The 4,919-nt window shown below is 63.8% G+C and carries 6 protein-coding genes and 1 pseudogene; 4 read left to right on the top strand and 3 right to left on the bottom strand.

Annotated features, from left to right (window positions below; genetic code table 11):
* Positions 1-255, bottom strand: a pseudogene (locus tag WCE35_RS20890) (peroxiredoxin-like family protein); the annotation flags it as partial.
* A gap of 90 nt (positions 256-345) precedes the next feature.
* Positions 346-630, bottom strand: a complete 285-nt coding sequence (locus WCE35_RS20885; protein WP_424595215.1) for a hypothetical protein — start codon at positions 628-630, stop codon at positions 346-348.
* A gap of 242 nt (positions 631-872) precedes the next feature.
* Here WCE35_RS20885 and WCE35_RS20880 point away from each other — a divergent pair, with 242 nt between their 5' ends.
* From WCE35_RS20880 to WCE35_RS20865, 4 genes are all read left to right on the top strand, one after another.
* The gene (locus WCE35_RS20880) at positions 873-1,364 is read left to right on the top strand and encodes a DUF302 domain-containing protein (protein WP_424595214.1); all 492 of its coding nucleotides are present in this window, start codon (positions 873-875) and stop codon (positions 1,362-1,364) included.
* Between the two features lie 93 nt (positions 1,365-1,457).
* Entirely contained in the window at positions 1,458-2,819 is a 1,362-nt protein-coding gene (locus WCE35_RS20875) for a dihydrolipoyl dehydrogenase family protein (RefSeq protein WP_424595213.1), read from the top strand.
* A gap of 189 nt (positions 2,820-3,008) precedes the next feature.
* Positions 3,009-3,422 carry a cupin domain-containing protein gene (locus tag WCE35_RS20870; RefSeq protein ID WP_424595212.1) on the top strand — a complete coding sequence of 138 codons (414 nt, stop codon included), beginning with the start codon at positions 3,009-3,011 and terminating at the stop codon, positions 3,420-3,422.
* Between the two features lie 122 nt (positions 3,423-3,544).
* Positions 3,545-4,786, top strand: coding sequence for an MFS transporter (locus WCE35_RS20865; RefSeq protein ID WP_424595211.1), 1,242 nt, complete (start codon positions 3,545-3,547; stop codon positions 4,784-4,786).
* Here the strand turns inward: WCE35_RS20865 and WCE35_RS20860 are convergent.
* Positions 4,783-4,919, bottom strand: a 137-nt coding sequence (locus WCE35_RS20860) for an alkyl sulfatase C-terminal domain-containing protein (RefSeq protein WP_424595216.1), incomplete at its 5' end; no start/stop codon positions are given. The two genes, WCE35_RS20865 and WCE35_RS20860, sit on opposite strands and share 4 nt — an antisense overlap.

The following is a 4,919-nucleotide window of genomic DNA, read 5'->3' as shown; positions in this document are numbered from 1 at the left end:
GTCGACCAGCCGGCCGGTCTCGTCGGGCAGGATGAATGGCGGCAGCGCTTCCCCCGGTTTCGGCGCATTTTCGCCACCGCCATTGTCGTGGACCCGCGTCACCAGCCGGTCGACCGCCTCGCTATAGGCCGGAAAGATGCTCCGTCCGGCCGCGGCGTACGCTTCCAGCCGTTCGCTCAACGTGCCGTCCATGTCGCGGCAGCGCTGGAACGCCAATCTGAGCTGTTCGGCATTGGCAGGCGAAAGCGAGGTCATGTCTTGCTCCGAACGGTCAGTTGGGATTGATACTATTTTCCGGTGCAGGCCGCCCGCAAGGGGCGGCCTTCCTGCGTTTGGAGGTTTCGATCAGGGCCGATAGAAATTGCCGGTCGGATCGAGCGTTCCGGAGGTCGAGTACAGCGCGCCGTTATCCATGAAGAACACGGTGTTGTGCGGCACCCTGGTGGCGCGCTTCATCATCGCGTCATGGTTCTTGGCGCCGGAAGCCATGGCCATCGCGGTCATCTTGCCGGGGCCGCCATACATATAGGCCATGCCCGGATTGAATTCCCAGGCGACTTGCGAGAACGCCGAGGTGGCGATGGCCGCGAAAGCGGCAGCGGCGATCACGGTCTTGGACAGATTGGTCATTGGGGGGTTCCTCTTGCTTGACGTGGACGCCCGCCAATCGGGCGCCTGCCGATCAGAGGCTGGATCGGCCTCCATTAGAAATGCCGTTGCCCAATCGGTTCGATAGCCGGGGAGCATCGCGAGCCGATAGCGCGAGGCTATCGACTTGAGAGCAATTGCGCATTTCATCTTGCCGGTGCAAGCGGTCATTCTGTTCCGGAAGCCATGCTGAGAGGGCATGTGCCAGCAACAGGAGACGCTCAATGACCCGCCGTTTGACACACCGCTTTGCGAATTTCTGCACCTCGCTGCTGCTCATTGTTCTGGTGATTTCGGTCGCCTTCGCCGCGCGGGCGGACAGCGACGACGGCATTGTTCGCGTCAAGAGCGCGGTGCCGATGGCGGAAGCGATCATCCGCATCAAGGCGGACATCGCCAGCAAGGGCATCAAGTTCTTCTCGGAGATCGACCAGTCGAAGCTCGCGGCCGACGCCGGCATCAAGCTTCGCCCCTCGACGCTGCTGGTGTTCGGCAATCCCCCGCTCGGCACCCAGTTCATCACCTCGAATCCGAACGCCGGGCTCGACTGGCCGGTTCGTCTGCTGCTGACGCAGGACGACAATGGCGATGTCTGGGCGGTATGGACCGATTTCGAGTGGATCGCCAGGCGTCACAACATCAAGGACCGTGTCGCCCAGTTCAAGATGGCGACCATGGTGGTCGGCTCCATCACGTCGACGATTACGAGCAAGTAACACCGTCCGACCGCCACGCGCAGGGCTGTCAGCTGCGTCATTGGCGCGGCTGATTGCCATCAATCGCAGGTCACCAGCACAGGGATTGATTCGATGAGCACCGAAAAATTCGATGTGGTCATTCTCGGCGGCGGCAACGCCGGCATCGGCGTGACCGGTCCCGTCCGGCGCGCCGGCATGTCGGTCGCCATGATCGAGCAGGACCTCCTTGGCGGCACCTGCCCGAACCGCGGCTGCACGCCGAAGAAGGTGCTGGTCGCCGCCGGTCATGCCCTGCACGAAATCGAGCGCGCCGCCGTGCATCACATCTCGGTCGGCAAACCCCGGCTGGACTGGGCCGCCCTGATCGACCGCGAAAAGGATCTGATCAAGGATATCCCGGCCAATCTCGCCCGTTCGATGGCCCATCGCCAGGTCGAGGTGATCAAGGGCCGCGGCGTTTTCGTCGGGCCCAGCGCCATCCGCGTCGGCGATCGCGAGCTCGAAGCCGAACATGTCGTGATCGCGACCGGATCGAAACCGCGCCCGCTGCCGATCCCCGGCGCCGAGCATATGATCACCTCGGACGAGATGCTGAGCGAGCGCGAACTGCCCCGCTCGGTCATTTTCGTCGGCGGCGGCGTGATCTCGCTGGAATTCGGCCACGTCTATGCGCGCGCCGGCGCCGACGTCATCATCCTCGAGGCCCTGCCGCAACTGTTGCCCGCCATGGACGCCGATGCGGTCGCAGCGCTCCAGGCCGAGAGCGAGCGGATTGGGATTCGGGTCAGGACAAATGTCAGCGTCAAGCGGATCGAGCGCGCCAACGGCCGCCTGCGCGTCATCTTCGTCCACGAAGGCGCCGAACATGCCGCCGAAGCCGACCGCGTCGTCAATGGCGCCGGCCGTGTCGCCAATGTCGACACACTGGATCTTCCGGCCGGCAATGTCGCGCACACCAATGGCCGCGTCGCGGTGGACCGCCATCTGCGCTCGACCTCCAATCCGCGGGTCCATGTCTGCGGCGACGCGGTGCCGATTTCGCCACAGCTCTCCCCGATCGCGACCTATGAGGGCGACATCGTCGGCCGCAACATTGTCGAGGGAGCGAAATACAGCCCCGACTACGGCAGCATGGCGACGTCGGTCTATACCGTGCCGGCGCTTGCCGCGGTCGGCCTGACCGAGGCGGCCGCGAAACAAATGGGCCTCGCGGTCGCGGTCCATGTCAACGACATGCACGCATGGTTTTCGGCCCGCACTTACGCGGAATCCGTCGCCTGGTCGAAGGTCATCGTCGATCAGGCCACCGATCGCATTCTCGGCGCCCATTTCGTCGGACATGCCGGCCAGGAGCTGGTCAATATTTTCGGGCTGGCGATGCGGTTCGGGATCACCGCCGGCCAGATCAGGGACAACGTCTACGCCTACCCGACGTTTTCGTCCGATATCAGGCACATGGTTGGACACGCCTGAGCGCGCATAGCGCCGCGCTATGGAATCGAGAGCCAACCGGCATTTCATCAAGCGCGCGGATTCAACGATGGTGATGCCGTAGCCGGCCCGATCATTCGGGGCCAAGGCAAAAACAGAGGAGATCACACGATGTTCACGTCAAACGTCAAATCACTCGCATTCGCCGGCCTCGTCGCCGGGTCTTTTGTGATGACTTCGACCGCCTTCGCCGGCGAATGTCCCGCCGACAAGATGAAGCCCAACGTCCGTGAGAAGGTCGACTTCAAACCGGTCGGCGTCACCGACGTGACGCTCGGCTCGATCGACCTCGAGAAGCAACCCGCCAACATCAAGGATCGCCAGCTGCGCTTCCGCAAGCTGACGATCGAGCCCGGCGGCATCGTGCCGTGGCACAGCCATGACGACCGTCCGGCGCTGATCTTCGTCCAGCAGGGCGAGATCGTCGAATACGCCAGCAACTGCGCCGAGCCGATCCTGCACAAGGCGGGCGACATCCGGCCCGAAGTGTTCGGCACCTCGCACTGGTGGAAGAACCTGGGCAAGGAAACCGTCATTCTCTATGTCGGCGACGTCCGCAAGGACCCGCACGACCACAATATGTAAGCCGATGTAACGAGCGCACGCCCTCGGCTCTCGTTGCCGGATGTGACGTCCTGGAAGTCCCCCCGTGTTGCCCCGCACGTTCCAGGCGTCACATCCCCCCTTTCTAACTCGCGAGCGATGCCATGACCGAGCTGTCCGCGGCGATGAAATCCGAAACGATGCAAATGCGCGCTCACTCGCCGGGCGTGGCGCTGCGATCGCTCGTCATCGGCCTGACGGCCTTTTTGACCGTGGTCGATCTGTTTGCGACCCAGGCGATCCTCCCCTCCCTGACCCGGCATTACAACGTGACGCCGGCCGCGATGGGCTTTGCGGTCAATGCCAGCACCATGGGCATGGCGGTTGCCGGCCTTGTGGTCGGCCTGCTGAGCCCGCATATCGACCGGCGGCTCGGCATTCTCTTGAGCCTTGTCCTGCTCGCAATCCCGACCAGCCTGCTGGCAAGCGCGCCGGATCTGACCGTGTTCACGATGCTGCGCATCATCCAGGGGTTGTGCATGGCGTCGGCGTTCGCGCTGACGCTGGCCTATCTCGGCGAGCAATGCAGCGCGATGGATGCCGGCGGCGCCTTCGCAGCCTATATCACCGGCAATGTCGCGAGCAATCTGATCGGCCGGCTGGTCTCCGCCGCGGTGGTCGACAGTTTTGGGCTGGCGTCGAATTTCTATTTCTTCGCGCTGCTCAATCTCGCCGGCGCGGTACTGGTATATTTCACGATCCATCGGGTGAAGCCGATGCATGCGATGCCGACGACGCAGTCGCCGTGGGAAGCCACGATCGCCCATTGGCGTGACCCGTCGCTTCGCGCTGCTTTTGCGATCGGCTTCTGTATCCTGTTCGCGTTCATCGGCACCTTCACCTTCGTGAACTTCGTTCTGGTGCGTGCTCCGTTGTCGCTGGGACGGATGGACCTCGGTTTCGTCTATTTTGTCTTTGCCCCCTCGGTGATCACGACATTGTTCGCCGGCAGGGCGGTGGCGCGATTTGGCGCACGGCCGGCGATCTGGAGCGCGCTTGCGGTCGCGGCGATCGGCCTGCCGCTGATGCTGTCCTCGCATCTTGCGGCGGTCCTGACCGGCATGGTGCTGGTCGGCGTCGGCACTTTCTTCGCGCAAGCCTCGGCCACCGGTTTCGTCGGGCAGGCCGCCCATGAAAATCGCGGCGTGGCCAGCGGGACCTATCTTTCCTGCTATTTCCTCGGCGGCCTCGTCGGCAGCGCCGTGCTCGGCCAACTGTTCGATCGTTTCGGATGGGCAGCCTGCCTCGCCGGCGTGGCCACGTCGCTCGCGGTCGCAGCCCTGCTCACCGTGCGCCTGGTCTCGACACCGCCTTCCGTCGCCTATCCGGCACCATCCGGACCCTAACTCACCGCCGTCCGCTTCGGCTCGACGATCTCGAACATGCGCGGAAACTCGTCCATCAGCGTCATCAGCTCGCCAAGACGTGTGGCATCGCCGCTGACCCTGATCCTGCCGCCTGCGATGGCTTCGGCGAACG

The organism is Bradyrhizobium sp. (genome assembly GCF_049691595.1).
Classification (GTDB): Bacteria; Pseudomonadota; Alphaproteobacteria; order Rhizobiales; family Xanthobacteraceae; genus Bradyrhizobium.
This window is presented reverse-complemented; position numbering and strand designations above follow the sequence as displayed.